The following is a 15,460-nucleotide window of genomic DNA, read 5'->3' as shown; positions in this document are numbered from 1 at the left end:
GGACCAGGTCAGGTTTTCGCCGGAGCCCGAGCTGCGCAGGGATCAAGCCTGACCGCCCGGAGCAGCTCGGGCTCCGGCGAAAACCCACGGCCGCAACCAGGAAAAGCTCAGAGAACGAGCCGAGCCTTCTGGAACGCCTCCGCCTCCTCGTCGGTGCCGACCTTGCCGTACATCCCGGCCATGAGCAGCACCAGGGAGGCCGACAGCACCACGATCACCGTGACGACGTTGACGTTGAAGATGTTGGCGTCGGTGCGGATGAACGCGAGAGCGCCGAGGCCGATCACCATCAGCGCGTACGCCAGCCACTGGTTGATCGCCACGTCGATGTTGCGGCCGAGCGCGGTGCCGACCAGCACGACGAGCCCGAGCAGGACGCAGAGCAGCGAGAAGCCGAGGTTGGTGCCCTGGCCGAGGACCTTCGTGTCGTCCTGCGCGAGGACCTCGTTGCCGGCGCTCGCGATGATGCCGAGCACACCGAAGACCACCAGGTACAGACCGGTCAGCCCGCCGATCGCCCGGTAGATCGGCCGCGCGGGGTGGTTGATGGGGGTGTGGGCCATGTCTGGGTCTCCAACGCCGTGGGGTGAGGTGTCGCCGATGATTGTCCCGCATGTGCCGGTGTGACGCCGCACACGGCCCCCGCGCCGACGTGCCCGGGCGGGTCAGCCCTCGGGCAGCTCCTCGGCCAGGGTCATCCAGCTCTCCTCGATCCGTTCCCGTTCGGCGCGCAGATCCTTGAGCTGGGTGTCCAGCTCGGCGACCCGCGCGTAGTCGGTGGCGTCCGCGGCGAGTTGGCCGAGCAGGGTCGCCTCGCGCTGGTCGAGCTTGCCGAGCTGCCGTTCGAGGCGGGTCAGTTCCTTGCGGGCCTGGCGCACCTCGGCGGCGGACATGCCGCTCGTGGCCGGTCCGCTGGTCGCGACGGTCGAGGTGCCACCGGCGCGACTCGGCCCGGCCCGCTCGGCGGCCCGGGCCAGGTACTCGTCGACTCCGCCGGGCAGGTGCACCAGCCGGCCGTCGCCGAACATCCCGTACGCGGTGTCGGTGACGCGTTCGATGAGGTAACGGTCGTGGCTGGCCACGATGATCGTGCCCGGCCACGAGTCGAGCAGGTCTTCGAGCGCGGCCAGGGTGTCGGTGTCCAGGTCGTTCGTGGGCTCGTCGAAGAGCAGCACGTTGGGCTCGCCGGCGAGCAGCCGCAGCATCTGCAGACGGCGTCGCTCACCGCCGGAGAGGTCGCTGACGGGCGTCCAGAGCCGGCGGTCGTCGAAGCCGAAGACCTCGGCGAGCTGCGCGGCGGAGACCTCCCGGTCGCCGAGCTGCACCCGACGGGCGACCTCCTCGACGGCTTCGAGGACCCGCAGGTGCCCGGGCAGCTCGGCGAGTTCCTGGGACAGGAACGCCGGTCGGACCGTGGAGCCGGTGGCGAGGTTGCCCCCGTCGGGGCGGGTGATGCCGGCGAGCATCCGCAGCAGGGTGGTCTTGCCGGCGCCGTTGGCGCCCAGGATGGCGATCCGGTCACCGGGGCCGACCAGCCAGGTGACGTCCCGCAGGATCTCCTTCGGCCCGGCGTGCAGCTCGACGTCCGTGAGCTCGTACACCTGCTTGCCGAGGCGGGAGACGGCCATGCGCTGCAACGACATGGTGTCGCGGGCCGGCGGCACGTCGGCGATCAGCGCGTTGGCGGCGTCGATGCGGAACTGCGGCTTGGAGGTGCGGGCGGGCGGACCACGACGCAGCCAGGCGATCTCCTTGCGGAGCAGATTCTGCCGGCGGGCCTCCACGGCGGCGGCCACGCGTTCCCGCTCCGCGCGGGCGAGGATCCAGGCGGCGAAGCCACCCTCGTACGCCCGGACGGTCTGGTCGGCGACCTCCCAGGTGGTGGTGCAGACGGCGTCCAGGAACCACCGGTCGTGGGTGACCACGACGAGGGCGCCCTTGCGGCCGACGAGGTGCCGGGCCAGCCAGTCGACACCACCGACGTCGAGGTGGTTGGTGGGCTCGTCGAGGATCAGCAGGTCCGAGTCGCGGACGAGCAGCGCGGCGAGCGCCACCCGTCGCCGTTCACCACCGGACATCGGGCCGACCGGCTGGTCGAGGCCGAGGTGCGGCATGCCGAGGCCGTCGAGGATGTTGCGGACGCCGGCGTCGCCGGCCCACTCGTGCTCGGCGCCCATGCCCTCGACCAGCCAGGCGGTGCCGAGCACGACGTCCCGGACGGTGGCGTCGGGGGCGAGGGTGAGCTGCTGCGGCAGCCAGAGCACGCGCAGGTCCCGGCGGTGGGTGACCCGGCCGTCGTCGGGCTCCTCCTGCTTGGTGAGCAGCCGCAGCAGGGTGGACTTGCCGGCGCCGTTGAGGCCGACCACACCGATCCGGTCGGCGTCGTCCAGGCCGAGTGAGACGTCCGTGAGGAGCCGCCCGGCGGCGCCGTACCCCTTGGACACCCGGTCCAGGTTGACGATGTTGGCCACGTTCCACCCTTCAAGATCAAGGCGTCCGGGTGCCGGCGGGCACCTCGGGACGCCTGACCCAAGGGTACGCGGACGTTCCGGCCGCCCGCGCCGCGCGGGCCGACCGGGGAGCGTGCCGTCAGCCGATCCGCGCGCCCGCCACCGGGCCGTGCGCGACCCGCGCCTCCCGGCACACGCCGGCGCTGGTCAGCTCGGCGGCGATCCGTTCGGCGTCCGCCGCGTCGGTGGCGAGGAAGACGCAGGTGGGGCCGGAGCCGGAGATGATGCCGGTGAGCGCGCCGGCGGCCTCGCCGGCCTTGAGGGTGTCGGCCAACGCGGGGCGCATCGCCAGCGCCGCGTCCTGGAGGTCGTTGCCGAGCGTACGGGCGAGGACCCGCGGGTCGCGCTGGCGCAGCGCGCCCAGCAACGCGTCCGTGCTGCCCAGCGGCGTACCGGCCGTGCCGGAGTCGCGGAGCCGGTCCAGTTCGCGGTACGCGGCCGGGGTGGAAAGGCCCCCGTCGGCGATGGCCACCACCCAGTGCCACGAGGTGGGTCGGGCCAGCACCGGGCTGACCGCCTCGCCGCGTCCGGTGCCCAGCGCGGTGCCGCCGTAGATGAGGAACGGCACGTCCGAGCCGAGATCGGCGGCTATCCCGGCCAACTCGTCGCGGGACAACCCGGTACCCCAGAGCGCGTCGCAGGCCACCAGCGCGGCAGCCGCGTCGGCGCTGCCGCCGGCCAGCCCACCGGCCAGGGGGATCTGCTTGCGCAGGTGCAGACGGGCGTGCGGCAGGACACCCGTGTACCCGGCCAGGGCGTGTGCCGCCCGGATCACCAGGTTGGAGTCGTCCAGCGCCAGCTCGCCGGTGCCCTCGCCCTCCATCGTCAGGGCGAGGGTGTCGCCCCGGCGGGCGGTCAGCTCGTCGTAGATGGAGATCGCGTGGTAGACGGTGTTCAGCTCGTGGTAGCCGTCGCGGCGCAGCGGACCGACCCCGAGGTGCAGGTTGACCTTCGCGGGCACCCGCACCCGTACCGGGCCGATGGCCCCCCGCCGCTCGTCCTCGTCGTCCGGTCGCCAGGCCTCGGTCACGGGGTCATGTCCCGTACGCGCAGGCGGATGTCGAACGGCTTGACCACAATCGGCTCCTCGGCGTCCTTGGCGGGCACGGCGCCAGCCTACTTCGCGGCCGGCGTACCGACCGGAGCCGACGCGGCGATGGCCGCGAACTGCTCCACGGTCAGCGACTCGCCGCGGGCGCCGGGGTCGACGCCGGCGGCGGTGAGGGCGGCCTCGGCCCGGTCCGGGCCGCCGGCCCAGCCGGCGAGCGCCGCGCGCAGGGTCTTGCGGCGTTGCGCGAACGCCGCGTCCACCACGGCGAAGACCCGCTCCCGGGGTACGTCGGGTCGGGGCGGCTCGTGACAGGTGAAGGCGACCAGACCGGAGTCGACGTTGGGGACCGGCCAGAACACGTTCGGCGGCACCCGGCCGGCGCTGCGTGCGGCGGCGTACCAGGCGAGCTTGACCGACGGGATGCCGTACACCTTGGAGCCGGGACCGGCGACGAGCCGGTCGGCGACCTCCTTCTGCACCATGACCAGGCCGTGCCGCAGACTGGGCAGCTCGGCGAGCAGGTGCAGCACCACGGGCACGGCGACGTTGTACGGCAGGTTCGCGACCAACGCGGTCGGCGGCGGGCCGCCCAGCTCGGCGGCGGTGACGCGCAGCGCGTCGGCGCGGTGCACGGTGAGCCGGTCGGCGTCCGCCTCGGCGTGCCGCGCGGCGGTCTCCGGGAGCGCGCCCGCGAGTGTGGGGTCGATCTCCACGGCGTGTACGTGCCCGGCGGCCGGCAGCAGCCCCAGGGTGAGCGAGCCGAGGCCGGGGCCGACCTCCAGGGCCACGTCGTCGGGCGTCAGGCCCGCGGCGGTGACGATCCGCCGGACGGTGTTCGGGTCGTGCACGAAATTCTGGCCCAGCTTCTTGGTGGGCGCGACGCCCAGCCGGGTGGCGAGTTCCCGGATCTCCGCCGGGCCGAGGAGACTCACCACGGACCGAAGGCCCGGTCGCCGTTGGCGGAGATGGCCGCGCACAAATCGTCCAGCTCGCTGCCGGTGGTCGCGGCGAGGGCGCGGACGGTCAGCGGGATCAGGTACGACGCGTTCGGCCGTCCCCGATGCGGCGTCGGGGTGAGGTAGGGGGCGTCGGTCTCCACCAGGATCTGGTCCAGCGGGGTGAGCGCGGCGGCCTCGCGCAGCGCGGCGGCGCTGCCGAAGGTGACGGTGCCGGCGAAGCTGAGCAGGTAGCCACGGCGCACGCACTCACGGGCGAACTCGGCGTCGCCGGAGAAGCAGTGCAGCACCACCGTCTCCGGCGCGCCCTCGTCGTCGAGGATCCGCAGCACGTCCGCGTGGGCGTCCCGGTCGTGGATGACCAGCGCCTTGCCGTACCGCTTGGCGATGGCGATGTGGGCCCGGAAGCTGGTCTCCTGCGCGGCGCGCCCCTCGTCGCCGGTACGGAAGAAGTCCATCCCGGTCTCGCCGATCCCACGGACCCGGTCGCGGGCGGCCAACGACTCGATCTCCCGCAGCGCCTCGTCGAGGTCCGGCAGTCGGGGCGCCTCGTTGGGGTGCAGCGCCACGGTGGCCAGCACCGCCTGGTACGCGTCCGCGGTGTCCGCACCCCAGCGGGAGGAGGCGACGTCCACCCCCACCTGGACCAACCGGTCCACCCCGACGGTGACGGCCAGGTCGACCGCCACGGCGACCGGATCGTCCGCCGGCCCACCACCCGGTACGCCGGCCTCACTGACCGTGATGTCCAGGTGGGTGTGGCTGTCCAGCACCGGCCGGGGCAGCGGCTCGGGGGCGGGCGGGAACTCTCCGGCCCGCCGGGCGGCACGCTCGCGGCGGGTTTCAGTCGGCTCGCTCATCAGCGACAGCATCACACACCGACGTCGTCCATCCGCCCGCCACCCGGCGTTCACCTCGACTACGCCGCGCGACTCTACCGTCGCGGCAATGACGGTCACACCCCACGCGAGCGACGCGGCCGGCGAACGGATCGGGCTGCGTGTGGCGTTCGGCGGGGACGTGTACCCCGCCGAGGAGATCGCCCGGGGCGCCGCGTACGAGTTGTTCAGCGCCGAGGAGGTCGCCGGCTTCGAACGGGCGCCCCGCCCGGGCAGCGCCCTTCCGTGGCATCGGTTCGTGCACGTCACCGAGGTGGACGCGGTGCACGGGGCCGTCGAGGCGGCCGAGGAGCCCGAGACGCCGCTGATGCTGCCGGCGCACCGGGAGCACGGCTGGTCCCACGTACACCAGCTCAGCCAGCAGCCGTCGGCAGCGGGTGACCCGGTGTTGGCCGCGGTGCGCGCATCGGCGGTGGTGCGGCGCGGGACGCGGATGGTCAAGATGCTCTCCGCGCGGCAGCTCGGCGGGTATGTGCGGGGCTGGCTGCCGCACGGCTTCTGCTACCGGGAGCACGACGTGGCGCACCTGCGCACGCCGGCAGCGACCACCGTGCTGCGCACCGACGGGGACGTCGGGCGGGACGGGTCGGACGTGGCGTACGCGCTGCGCTGGCGGGCGGCCGACCCGGGCGACTACGACGTGCCGGTGGGCGAGGCGCACCGGGGCCTGACCGCGCTCAGCCCCCGGGACCGCGTGGGCTCCTCGGTGCTGGGCACCGGTTTCCTGCCGAGCAACGGGCAGCTCATCCCGGAGTTCGTGACCCGGGACTTCGCCGACCTGCCGATGCCGGCGAACGCGACGCTGCTCGCGTACACGGCCGAGGGGGTGGAGGTGGTGCTCTACAGCTACCAGGCCGAGCAGCGCGCGTGGCTGCGGATGGTGGGACCGCAGTGGCGGCACCTGCTGGCCGCGGTGCCCGGCCTCTCCCCCGATCAGGAGTTCGTGCCGACCGGCGACGCCCCGCGATCCACCCAGCTCGTCGGCCTCTACAGCGACACGGAGTACGAGGCGGTGGCCGACCTGCCCGGTGGTTTCCGGGTACTGGCGATGACCCGGGCGGCCCGCTACCCGGTGGAGGCGGTGGCCCGCCGGCTCCGGTTCGCCACCTGGCGGGGCGTGCCGTGCCTGGTGTTGCGCGAGGAGGCCGGCTGGCTGCGGTTACGGCTGCGCCACCCCGACCCGGAGGCGGTGGTCGACACCGGCGCGCAGTGCCACGACCGGGGCGTCTACGAGACCTGGGCGCCGGGCGCCGAGGTCACCGAAGACCGGATCATGGACACCCGGTACGCGCTCTGACGGCACGCGGCGGCGGGACGTGCACCGCCGCGCGCCGTCCGGCGCTCAGCCGGCCAGGCGGGCCAGCTCCTCGTCGACGATCGACGGGTCGAGCTTGCGGAACACCGGCGTCGGCGCGGCCAGCGGCCGGCCGGTCTCGATCGGCACCGACTCCCAGCGCGCGCCCACCGTGTAGTCCCCGGTGAGCACCGGGTACGAGGGACCGCCGTCCAGGTCGTCGACCTGCTCGATGACGGGCATCGGCGCGTGCACGCCGGTGCCGCCGAGCAGCTCGTACACCTTCTGGGCGGAGTGCGGCAGGAACGGGGTGAGCAGCGTGTTGGCGTCGCTGACCACCTGGAGGGCGACGTGCAGGATGGTGCCCTGGCGGGGCTTGTCGGCCTCGGCCTTGAGCTTCCACGGGGCCTGCTCGGAGAGGTACTTGTTCGCCTCGGCGACCACCCGCATGGCCTCGCCGATGGCCTGCTTCTGCCGGTGCCGACCGATCAGGTCACCGACCGTCTCGAAGCCGGCGCGGGCGACGGCGAGCAGCGCCTCGTCGGCCTCGGTGAGCCCGGCCGGGTCGACCGGCGGGACGGCCCCGAAGTTCTTCGCGGCCATCGAGACGCACCGGTTGACCAGGTTGCCCCAGCCGGCGACCAGCTCGTCGTTGTTGCGGCGCAGGAACTCGGCCCAGGTGAAGTCGGTGTCGTTGCTCTCCGGGCCGGCGGCGGCGATGAAGTAGCGCAGCGCGTCGGCGTCGTACCGCTCCAGGAAGTCCCGGACGTAGATGACCACCTTGCGGGACGAGGAGAACTTCCGCCCCTCCATGGTCAGGTACTCGCTGGAGACCACCTCGGTGGGCAGGTTGAGCCGGCCCAGCTCGCCCGGCTCACCGTCGCGCGAGCCCTCTCCCGAGTAGCCGGAGAGCAGCGCCGGCCAGATCACCGAGTGGAAGACGATGTTGTCCTTGCCCATGAAGTAGTAGGACTGGGAATCCTTGCCTTGGCCGTCGGCGGACCACCACCTGCGCCATGCCTCCGGGTCGCCGGAGCGGCGGGCCCACTCGATCGAGGCGGACAGGTAGCCGATCACGGCGTCGAACCAGACGTAGATCCGCTTGTCGGGGCGGTCGCGCCAGTCGTCGAGCGGGATCGGCACGCCCCACTCCAGGTCGCGGGTGATCGCCCGGGGCTGGAGGTCGTCGAGCAGGTTGCGGGAGAACCGCAGCACGTTGGGCCGCCACCCCTGGCGGGTGTCCAGCCATTGGCGCAGCACGTCGGCCAGGGCGGGCAGGTCCAGGAAGAAGTGCTCGGTCTCGACGAACTTCGGGGTCTCGCCGTTGATCCGCGACTTCGGGTCGATCAGGTCGATCGGATCGAGCTGGTTGCCGCAGTTGTCGCACTGGTCGCCGCGGGCGCTGTCGTACCCACAGATCGGGCAGGTGCCCTCGATGTACCGGTCGGGCAGGGTGCGCCCGGTCGACGGAGAGATCGCGCCCATGGTGGTCTTGGGCACGATGTAGCCGTTGCGGTACATCCCCTCGAACAGCTCCTGCACCACGGCGTAGTGGTTGCGGGTGGTGGTACGGGTGAACAGGTCGTAGGAGAGGCCGAGGCCGTGCAGGTCCTCCACGATCACCCTGTTATACCGGTCGGCCAGCTCGCGCGGGGTGACCCCGTCGGCGTCGGCCTGCACCTGGATGGGGGTGCCGTGCTCGTCGGTGCCGGAGACCATGAGCACGTCGTGGCCGGCCATCCGCATGTACCGGGCGAAGACGTCGGAGGGAACGCCGAAACCGGAGACGTGGCCGATGTGGCGGGGGCCGTTGGCGTACGGCCAGGCCACTGCCGCGAGAACGTGACTCATGAGCAGCAAGCCTAGTGACCCGTCCGGCGGGCCCGCGAACCAATAGGGGGTGACAGGTCGACGGACCGGGGCGTCCCCCTCGGCCTTTGGTCCGATTTGTCGCCGACACGCGGTCGAGCTGCCCGTTCGGCCCCCGCTGCCGGTGTGCAATGAACCTCGTGACTGGCAGACGAGCGGCTCGGGACCATGACGAGCGTCCCACCGGGCCGGCGGTCGACGACGAGCCCGGCAGGGTGTCCGAGGCGCCCCGGGGCGGCTCGGTGGCGCCCCAGCCCCGGCCGGAACCCGCCGTCGACCCGGCTACCGCTCCCCGCCCGGACCCCGCGCCGAGCGCGGCACCACAGCCGGTTGCCGCGCCCACCCCCGCGTCACGCGCCGGTGCCGGCTCGCGGCCGAGCCCCACCCCGCGGCCGCCGACGCCTGCGCGCCCCAGCCCGACGGCGCCCACGCCCAGCCCGGCCCGACCGCACCCGCCGGGCCAGTCCGCCGGGAGGCCGCCGACCGGCTCGTCCGCCGAGACGCCGCCGGTCGGTTCGTCCGCCGAGACGCCGCCGACCGGGTCGTCCGCCGGGACGCCGCCAGCAGGGACGCCGGCGACCGGCTCGTCCGTCGGGACGGCGGCGGCCGGGAGCACGCTGCGCGCGGGTGGCGAGCCGGGCGGAGCGGCGACGGTCGAGGTGGAGCCGACCACCGGGGCGCCGGTGGACGCGGTGCCGCGTCGGGTGCCGGTCCGTCAGCAGAGCCGCAGCCGGGACGCGTCCCGACCCGACGGGACGCAACCGCCGGATGACGACGGTGTCTTCTGGGCGCCGATCGAGGAGGTGCACTGGGACGGCACCCCGATCCGGAAGGACCCCGCCCCCCGGCTCCGCGCCCCGGCGACGGCTCGCCGCGCCACCGCGCGGACGACCGCACTGCCCGACCCTCTCGCCGGACTGACCGTGCTGGTGCTGTTGAGCCTGGTCACCGCCTTCTTCGCCTGGGTCAGCGCGGGGCCGTTCTGGCTCGCCGTCGGGCACGCGCGCGACGGCAGCGTGGTGATCGACTCCTGCACCGGCGGTGGACTCACCCAGCGGTGCCGGGGGATCTTCACCGCGGACGAGGGACGGTTCCTGGCACACGGCGTACGCGTCAGCGGCGTGCCCGCCGGAGGTGGCGCCCCGGGGACCGTGCACCGCGCCCGGATGACCGGACCGGACGGCGGCACCGCGTACGCCGACACCGGCGCGAGCCGGCATCTGCGCTGGCTGCCCGGGTTGGTGGTGGTGCTCGGCTGCGCCGCCGGCATCGTCCGGTGGACCGGGTCGGCCCGGCTGCCCGGCCGGCGACAGCGCAGATGGGCGGTGGCCGCCGCGCTCGCCGGCCCGACGCTGATCACCCTCGGCTTCCTGGTCGCCGCCTGGTGAGCGGGTCAGCTGTGCACGATCGTGTAGACCTCGCGGCGGCGCAGGGCGTATTCGGTGGCGACATCGGTGACGGCGTCCCGCCGGGACCGTCCGGCGGCCTCGCGCTCGGCGACGGCGGCGCGCAGGGTCTCGTCGTCGGGGCGTTCCGCGGCGGTCACCGGCGCGCCGGCCACCACCAGGGTGATCTCCCCGCGCGGCTCGGTCTCCGAGGCCCATCGGGCCAGCTCACCGAGGGGACGGCGGAGGACCTCCTCGTACGTCTTGGTCAGCTCCCGGCAGAGCGCGGCCGGCCGGTCCGCGCCGAACGTCTCGGCCAGGTCGGTGAGCGCCGCCCCGATCCGGTGCGGCGCCTCGAAGAAGACGAGGGTGCGCTCCTCGGCGGCGAGCGCGCGCAGCCGGGACCGGCGGGCGCCTCCGGCCCGGGGTAGGAATCCCTCGAAGCAGAACCGGTCGCAGGGCAGCCCGGAGACGGCGAGGGCGGTGGTCACCGCGCTGGGCCCGGGGGCGACGGTGACCGGCGCACCGGCGTCCAGCGCGGCACGGACCAGCCGGTATCCGGGGTCGGAGACGCTCGGCATGCCCCCGTCGGTCACCAGTGCCACCGCGTACCCGCCGAGGATGACCTCGACCAGTTCGGGCGTCCGCCGTTCCTCGTTGCCCTCGAAGTAGGAGACGATGCGGCCTCCGACGGTGATGTCGAGGTCGCGGGCCAGCCGGGTGAGGCGGCGGGTGTCCTCGGCGGCCACCACGTCGGCGCTCGCCAGCACCTCGCGGAACCGGACCGAGGCGTCGGCGGGGTTGCCGAGCGGGGCACCGAGCAGGATCAGGCGCCCAGCTTCGGACATTTCACCCACGACATCGTCTCCTTCATCGACAGCGGATACCGGTATCAGGGACGACGGGCGCCACAGGACACCCTGGCAGCCTACGATCGCCGGGTGACGAGTGCGTCGACAGCGCAGAGCCCGAGCGTCGAGCCGGCAGGAACGGTCGAGGTGTCCGGCGAGCCCAGCCCCCATCAGGAAGCGGCGACGCCGCCTGCCGACGGCGCAGGTGTGTCCGCCGTGGTCCGTCGCCGGTTCGCCACCGTCGACACCCGGGTGGACCGGTATTCGTGGCTCGCCACCGCCGTGGTCGTGGCGATCGCGGCGATCCTACGCTTCGTCGGTCTGTCCAGCCCCAAGGGCAAGATCTTCGACGAGACGTACTACGCGAAGGACGCGTACGGGCTGATCAGCCGTGGCGTCGAGTGGAACTACAAGGACAACGTCCCGTCGTACGTGGTGCACCCGCCGCTGGGCAAGTGGCTCATCGGCATCGGCGAGTGGGCCTTCGGCTACCAGGACGCAGAGTCGAAGGTCTCCGTCGGCGGGCACCTGTTCACCACCGCGCCGGAGTTCGGCTGGCGGTTCTCGGCGGCCCTGATCGGCACGCTGTCGGTGCTGCTGCTGGTCCGCATCGGTCGGCGGCTGTTCCGCTCGACGGTGCTCGGCTGCGCGGCCGGCCTGCTGCTCGCGCTGGACGGGTTCCACCTGGTGCTGTCCCGTGCCGCGCTGCTCGACATCTTCCTGCTGTTCTTCGTGCTGGCGGCCTTCGGCGCGCTCGTGCTGGACCGGGACGCCCGGCGTCGGCGCTGGGCACGCGCGCTCGACGACGGCCTCGATCCCAGCCTGCCCGGGCGCGCGGGCCGGCCGTCGACCGGCTGGCGGACGTGGCCGTGGTGGCGGCTGGCCGCCGGCGTGCTGATCGGCTGCGCCTGCGCGGTCAAGTGGAGCGCGCTGTACTTCGTACCGGTGTTCGCCCTCTTCGTGGTCCTCTGGGAGGTCGGGCTCCGCCGGTCGGCGGGCGTGCGCCGGCCGTGGCGGGACACTCTCCTCGACGAGGTGCCCTGGCTGGTGCTGGCGGGGGTGCTGATGGTCGGCACCTACCTGGCGACCTGGTCGGGGTGGCTGCTCAGCGACGACGGCTACTACCGGCTGGCGTCGTCGACGGCGTACCCGACCGGGTCGCTCAGCGACACGCCGGTGATCGGCGCGCTGGTCAACCTCTTCGAGTACCACCGCGCCGCGTACGGTTTCCACGCCCAGCTCGACGACCCGCACAAGTACCAGTCGTGGCCGTGGCAGTGGCTGCTGCTCGGCCGCCCGGTCGCCTTCCACTGGTCGGGGGACGGCGCCTGCGGCGCGCCGACCTGCGCCTCGGAGATCCTGCTGCTGGGCACCCCGCTGCTGTGGTGGTCGTTCCTGCCCGCTCTGGTGGCGCTCGTCTGGCTGGGCGTCGCCCGCCGGGACTGGCGGGCCGGCGCGATCCTGCTCACCGTGGCCGCGGGTCTGCTGCCCTGGTTCTGGTTCGCCCTCGACGGTCGGACGATGTTCTCGTTCTACGCGGCCCCGGCGCTGCCCTTCCTGGTGCTCGCCGTGGTGTACGTGCTGGGTGCGCTGATCGCCCCGGCCGAGGGTGACGTGGGCGAGACGAAGGCCCTGGTGCCCGGCGACGCCGGCTACGAACGGCGGTTGGTGGGCAGCATCGCGGCCGGGGCGTACGTGCTGCTGGTGGGGCTGTGCTTCGCCTACTTCTATCCGATCTTCGTGGGCAAACTGATCCCGTACTCGGACTGGCTGGCCCGGATGTGGCTCGACGGTCGCTGGATATAAGCACCGGCAGGCGACGCGCCGCACAGCGCGAAGGAGATCGGGCCCGTACGCGTGATGCGTACGGGCCCGATCTTTGCGTCCCAAGCTGTACACAAAGACGCGCGCCCCGATCGCCTGCCACGGGGGAAGCGGGCGATTGGGGCGCGCATGAAGAGCTTAACCACCGCGCGCCACCGGCACAACGGGTCAACTTGGGTCGGATTTCCGACCGATTCCGGCCGGGCCGAGGACTATCCTCCGGCCGTTGACCGAGGGTGACCTGACGTGGACCCAGAGCACCACAAAGGGGACGCTCCGGCCGGCCGGGACGACCAACCACCCCGGCGGCCATCCAAAGTGGATCTCACTACACTGCGGGCCGTGATCAACTTCAGACGATCGGCGGCCGTCCTACTCGGACTGCTGGCGACCACCGCGCTGACCGGGCCGGTCCCGGCGGCGGCCGACGAGGAGCAGGTGGCCGAGCCACCCCGGGTCGAGCTGGTGCTCGACGTCAGCGGCTCGATGCGGGCGGCGGACATCGACGGACGCAGCCGGATCTCCGTGGCCCAACAGGCGTTCAACGACGTGGTGGACGCGCTGCCGGAGGAGACCCAGCTCGGCATCCGGGTGCTCGGCGCGACCTACAAGGGCAAGGACAAGAAGGTCGGCTGCCAGGACACCCAACAGATCGTGCCGGTCGGGCCGGTCGACCGGAGCGCGGCCAAGGCAGCGGTGGCGACACTGCGGCCGACCGGCTTCACGCCGGTCGGGCTGGCGTTGCGCTCCGCCGCACAGGACCTGGGCGCCGGGACCACCACCCGTCGGATCGTTCTGATCACCGACGGGGAGGACACCTGCGCCCCGCCGGACCCGTGCCAGGTGGCCCGGGAACTGGCCGCGCAGGGCACCAGCCTGGTCGTCGACACGCTCGGCCTCGCACCCGACGAGAAGGTACGCCGGCAGTTGCTGTGCATCGCCGGGGCGACCGGCGGCACGTACACCGCGGCGCAGAGCGCCGACGAGCTGACGGGCCGGATCAAGCAGCTCGTCGAGCGGGCCGGCGACACCCACACCCGGGCGCCGACCGTGGTCGGCGGCACGGACGCCTGCGACTCCGCACCGCTGCTCGCCCCCGGGGTGTACGCCGACCGGGAGTCGTTCTCCGAGCACCGCTACTACCGGGTGCCCGTACGCCCCGGACAGGAGCTGCGCGCGTCGGTGAGCATGGCGCTGGACCGGCCGGTGAACCGGGACTACGGGGTGCTGCTGCGGGCCACCGCGGCGGACGGACGGGAACTGGTCCGGGGCGCGGACGCCGGCAGCGGCCGTGCCGACGTGCTCTCGGCCGGTCTGCGCTGGTCGGCCACCGCCGACGACGAGGACACCACCGACGACGAGGACACCACCGGGACGAGCCCGACGCCGGCCGTCGAGCCCACCACCGTCTGCCTGGTGGTCAGCAACTCGTTCGCCGCACGCCCGGGCACCGCGGCGACGCCCGGCATGCCGGTGGAGCTGACCATCTACGTGGTCGCCGCCGCCGGTGCCCCGGACGGCCCCGATCTCGGCCGTGGCTGGGTACTGCTCGCCCTGCTCACCGTGGCGGGCCTGCTCACCGGCCTGATCGCCGGCCTGCTCACCCGCTGGTGGGTCGCCACCTGGAGGGAGAACTGATGCGTACCGCACTGTTCCGGTCGTTGGCGGCGCTGCTCGCCGCCGGCGGGGTCGCGTTACTGCCCGCGGCGGCCGTGGCCGCCCCCAGCCCGTCGCCGGGCGCCACTCCGGTGACCCGGGCCGGCACCTCGTTCCTCACCGCCACGCCGATCACCGCCGGTCAGCCGGTACGCGTGGACGCCTCCGTCGGGGATCACCTGTACTGGTCGTTCACCGCGACGGCCGGGCAGGTCCACGAGATCAGCGCGACCGTCACCTTCCCGAAGGCCCGCAGCGGCGCCTCCACGTGGACGATCGACGTGTTCGACGGTCTGCGCCGACGGCAGGCGTGCACCGCCGGGGCGCAGACGCCGACGGTGGACGGCAAGGCGTCAAGTGTGGCGTTGGGCTGCACCCTTCGCGAGGTCCGCCCCTGGGCGGAACCGTGGTCGGCCGACCCGCTGCCCGGCACCTACATCGTCCGGCTCTCGGTCACCGACCTGCCCGAGCCGGACCTGGGCGCGCCCATCGACGTGGACCTGCTGGTCGGCGTCGTCACCGACCGGGGCGCCTCGGCCGATGACGGTGAGCTGGCCGCGCCGCTGGTGCCGAACACGAAGGCGGGCACGGTGCTCAACGCCGTACCGACGCCGGAGCCGGAGGCCGACGACGAGGGTGGCTCGCTGACGGGCTGGCTGCCGGATCTCGGCTCGCGCTGGATCTGGACCGGCATCGGCGGCGTGCTCGCCGCGGTGGCCGGGGTGGTCGGCTTCGCTCTGACCCGGCGCCCCCGGCGGCCCTGAGCCGGTCGTGTCCGCCGGTGGCCCCGCCCGATGGGGGCGGGGCCACCGGCGGTTCAGCTTCGTCGCGTCCCGCGCGGTAGCCAGCCGATGAACCGGTCCTGCAACGACATCACCGGCGCGGCGCGCAGATCCTCGGCGGCGGCGGCGAGACAGGAGCCCAGGTAGACGCTGAGCATCGCCCGATCACCCCCGTACTCCGCCAACAGCCGACCGCGTTTCGTCGCGCACGGCCACTCGTCGCCGCAGGAGCCGCAACTCCAGCCCGGGGTCGTCGGTGCGTGGTCGTCGGCCCGACCCCCTGGCCGTTCGGCGCCATCGCTCATCGCAACTCCTTCAGATGCTCACGGGACTTGCAGCTGTTGATGGTGGTCCCCCCGGAGCCATCATGGAGAGCGCGACGC

The 15,460-nt window shown here is 73.4% G+C and carries 13 protein-coding genes; 5 read left to right on the top strand and 8 right to left on the bottom strand.

Going from position 1 to position 15,460, the window contains the following annotated elements; translation table 11 throughout:
- Positions 1–107 precede the first annotated feature (107 nt).
- From ACQPZK_RS03685 to ACQPZK_RS03665, 5 genes are all read right to left on the bottom strand, one after another.
- Positions 108–563, bottom strand: coding sequence for a DUF4383 domain-containing protein (locus tag ACQPZK_RS03685; RefSeq protein ID WP_433536946.1), 456 nt, complete (start codon positions 561–563; stop codon positions 108–110).
- Between the two features lie 102 nt (positions 564–665).
- Positions 666–2,471, bottom strand: coding sequence for an ABC-F family ATP-binding cassette domain-containing protein (locus ACQPZK_RS03680; protein ID WP_433536945.1), 1,806 nt, complete (start codon positions 2,469–2,471; stop codon positions 666–668).
- A gap of 118 nt (positions 2,472–2,589) precedes the next feature.
- Entirely contained in the window at positions 2,590–3,540 is a 951-nt protein-coding gene (locus tag ACQPZK_RS03675) for a 4-(cytidine 5'-diphospho)-2-C-methyl-D-erythritol kinase (protein WP_433536944.1), read from the bottom strand.
- Between the two features lie 86 nt (positions 3,541–3,626).
- Positions 3,627–4,496, bottom strand: a complete 870-nt coding sequence (gene rsmA, locus ACQPZK_RS03670; protein WP_433536943.1) for a 16S rRNA (adenine(1518)-N(6)/adenine(1519)-N(6))-dimethyltransferase RsmA — start codon at positions 4,494–4,496, stop codon at positions 3,627–3,629.
- On the bottom strand, positions 4,490–5,389 hold the full coding sequence (locus ACQPZK_RS03665) for a TatD family hydrolase (RefSeq protein ID WP_433536942.1): 900 nt from the start codon (positions 5,387–5,389) through the stop codon (positions 4,490–4,492). Before ACQPZK_RS03665 ends, rsmA begins: the two co-directional genes overlap by 7 nt.
- 76 nt (positions 5,390–5,465) lie before the next feature.
- On the opposite strand from ACQPZK_RS03665, the gene ACQPZK_RS03660 reads away from it, so the two are divergent.
- Positions 5,466–6,713 carry a hypothetical protein gene (locus ACQPZK_RS03660; protein ID WP_433536941.1) on the top strand — a complete coding sequence of 416 codons (1,248 nt, stop codon included), beginning with the start codon at positions 5,466–5,468 and terminating at the stop codon, positions 6,711–6,713.
- Positions 6,714–6,758: 45 nt separating this feature from the next.
- On the opposite strand, the gene metG is transcribed toward ACQPZK_RS03660, so the two are convergent.
- The gene (metG, locus tag ACQPZK_RS03655) at positions 6,759–8,561 is read right to left on the bottom strand and encodes a methionine--tRNA ligase (RefSeq protein ID WP_433536940.1); all 1,803 of its coding nucleotides are present in this window, start codon (positions 8,559–8,561) and stop codon (positions 6,759–6,761) included.
- Between the two features lie 158 nt (positions 8,562–8,719).
- On the opposite strand from metG, the gene ACQPZK_RS03650 reads away from it, so the two are divergent.
- Positions 8,720–9,967, top strand: coding sequence for a hypothetical protein (locus tag ACQPZK_RS03650; RefSeq protein WP_433536939.1), 1,248 nt, complete (start codon positions 8,720–8,722; stop codon positions 9,965–9,967).
- Positions 9,968–9,972: 5 nt separating this feature from the next.
- Here ACQPZK_RS03650 and rsmI read toward each other — a convergent pair whose 3' ends face one another.
- Positions 9,973–10,812 carry a 16S rRNA (cytidine(1402)-2'-O)-methyltransferase gene (rsmI, locus tag ACQPZK_RS03645; RefSeq protein WP_433536938.1) on the bottom strand — a complete coding sequence of 280 codons (840 nt, stop codon included), beginning with the start codon at positions 10,810–10,812 and terminating at the stop codon, positions 9,973–9,975.
- Between the two features lie 210 nt (positions 10,813–11,022).
- Here rsmI and ACQPZK_RS03640 point away from each other — a divergent pair, with 210 nt between their 5' ends.
- The 3 genes from ACQPZK_RS03640 (at position 11,023) to ACQPZK_RS03630 (ending at position 15,059) form a co-directional block, all read left to right on the top strand.
- Positions 11,023–12,621 (top strand): dolichyl-phosphate-mannose--protein mannosyltransferase, encoded by a 1,599-nt coding sequence (locus ACQPZK_RS03640; protein ID WP_433539096.1) that lies wholly within the window; start codon positions 11,023–11,025, stop codon positions 12,619–12,621.
- Positions 12,622–12,981: 360 nt separating this feature from the next.
- Positions 12,982–14,277: a VWA domain-containing protein gene (locus ACQPZK_RS03635; RefSeq protein ID WP_433536937.1), complete on the top strand. Its 1,296-nt coding sequence runs from the start codon at positions 12,982–12,984 to the stop codon at positions 14,275–14,277.
- On the top strand, positions 14,277–15,059 hold the full coding sequence (locus ACQPZK_RS03630; protein WP_433536936.1) for a peptidase: 783 nt from the start codon (positions 14,277–14,279) through the stop codon (positions 15,057–15,059). The genes ACQPZK_RS03635 and ACQPZK_RS03630 overlap by 1 nt, the downstream gene beginning before the upstream one ends.
- 53 nt (positions 15,060–15,112) lie before the next feature.
- Here the strand turns inward: ACQPZK_RS03630 and ACQPZK_RS03625 are convergent, their stop codons facing one another.
- Positions 15,113–15,382, bottom strand: a complete 270-nt coding sequence (locus ACQPZK_RS03625) for a hypothetical protein (RefSeq protein WP_433536935.1) — start codon at positions 15,380–15,382, stop codon at positions 15,113–15,115.
- Positions 15,383–15,460 lie beyond the last annotated feature (78 nt).

It is taken from the genome of Micromonospora sp. CA-249363 (assembly GCF_050950185.1).
Taxonomy (GTDB): domain Bacteria; phylum Actinomycetota; class Actinomycetes; order Mycobacteriales; family Micromonosporaceae; genus Micromonospora.
This window is presented reverse-complemented; position numbering and strand designations above follow the sequence as displayed.

Bases quoted from the DNA above. Each gene is read 5' to 3' on its own strand.
- ACQPZK_RS03685 (WP_433536946.1), bottom strand. From the start codon at position 563: ATGGCCCACACCCCCATCAACCACCCCGCGCGGCCGATCTACCGGGCG.
- ACQPZK_RS03665 (WP_433536942.1), bottom strand. From the start codon at position 5,389: ATGCTGTCGCTGATGAGCGAGCCGACTGAAACCCGCCGCGAGCGTGCC.
- ACQPZK_RS03660 (WP_433536941.1), top strand. From the start codon at position 5,466: ATGACGGTCACACCCCACGCGAGCGACGCGGCCGGCGAACGGATCGGG.
- metG (WP_433536940.1), bottom strand. From the start codon at position 8,561: ATGAGTCACGTTCTCGCGGCAGTGGCCTGGCCGTACGCCAACGGCCCC.
- rsmI (WP_433536938.1), bottom strand. From the start codon at position 10,812: ATGTCCGAAGCTGGGCGCCTGATCCTGCTCGGTGCCCCGCTCGGCAAC.
- ACQPZK_RS03630 (WP_433536936.1), top strand. From the start codon at position 14,277: ATGCGTACCGCACTGTTCCGGTCGTTGGCGGCGCTGCTCGCCGCCGGC.
- ACQPZK_RS03625 (WP_433536935.1), bottom strand. From the start codon at position 15,382: ATGAGCGATGGCGCCGAACGGCCAGGGGGTCGGGCCGACGACCACGCA.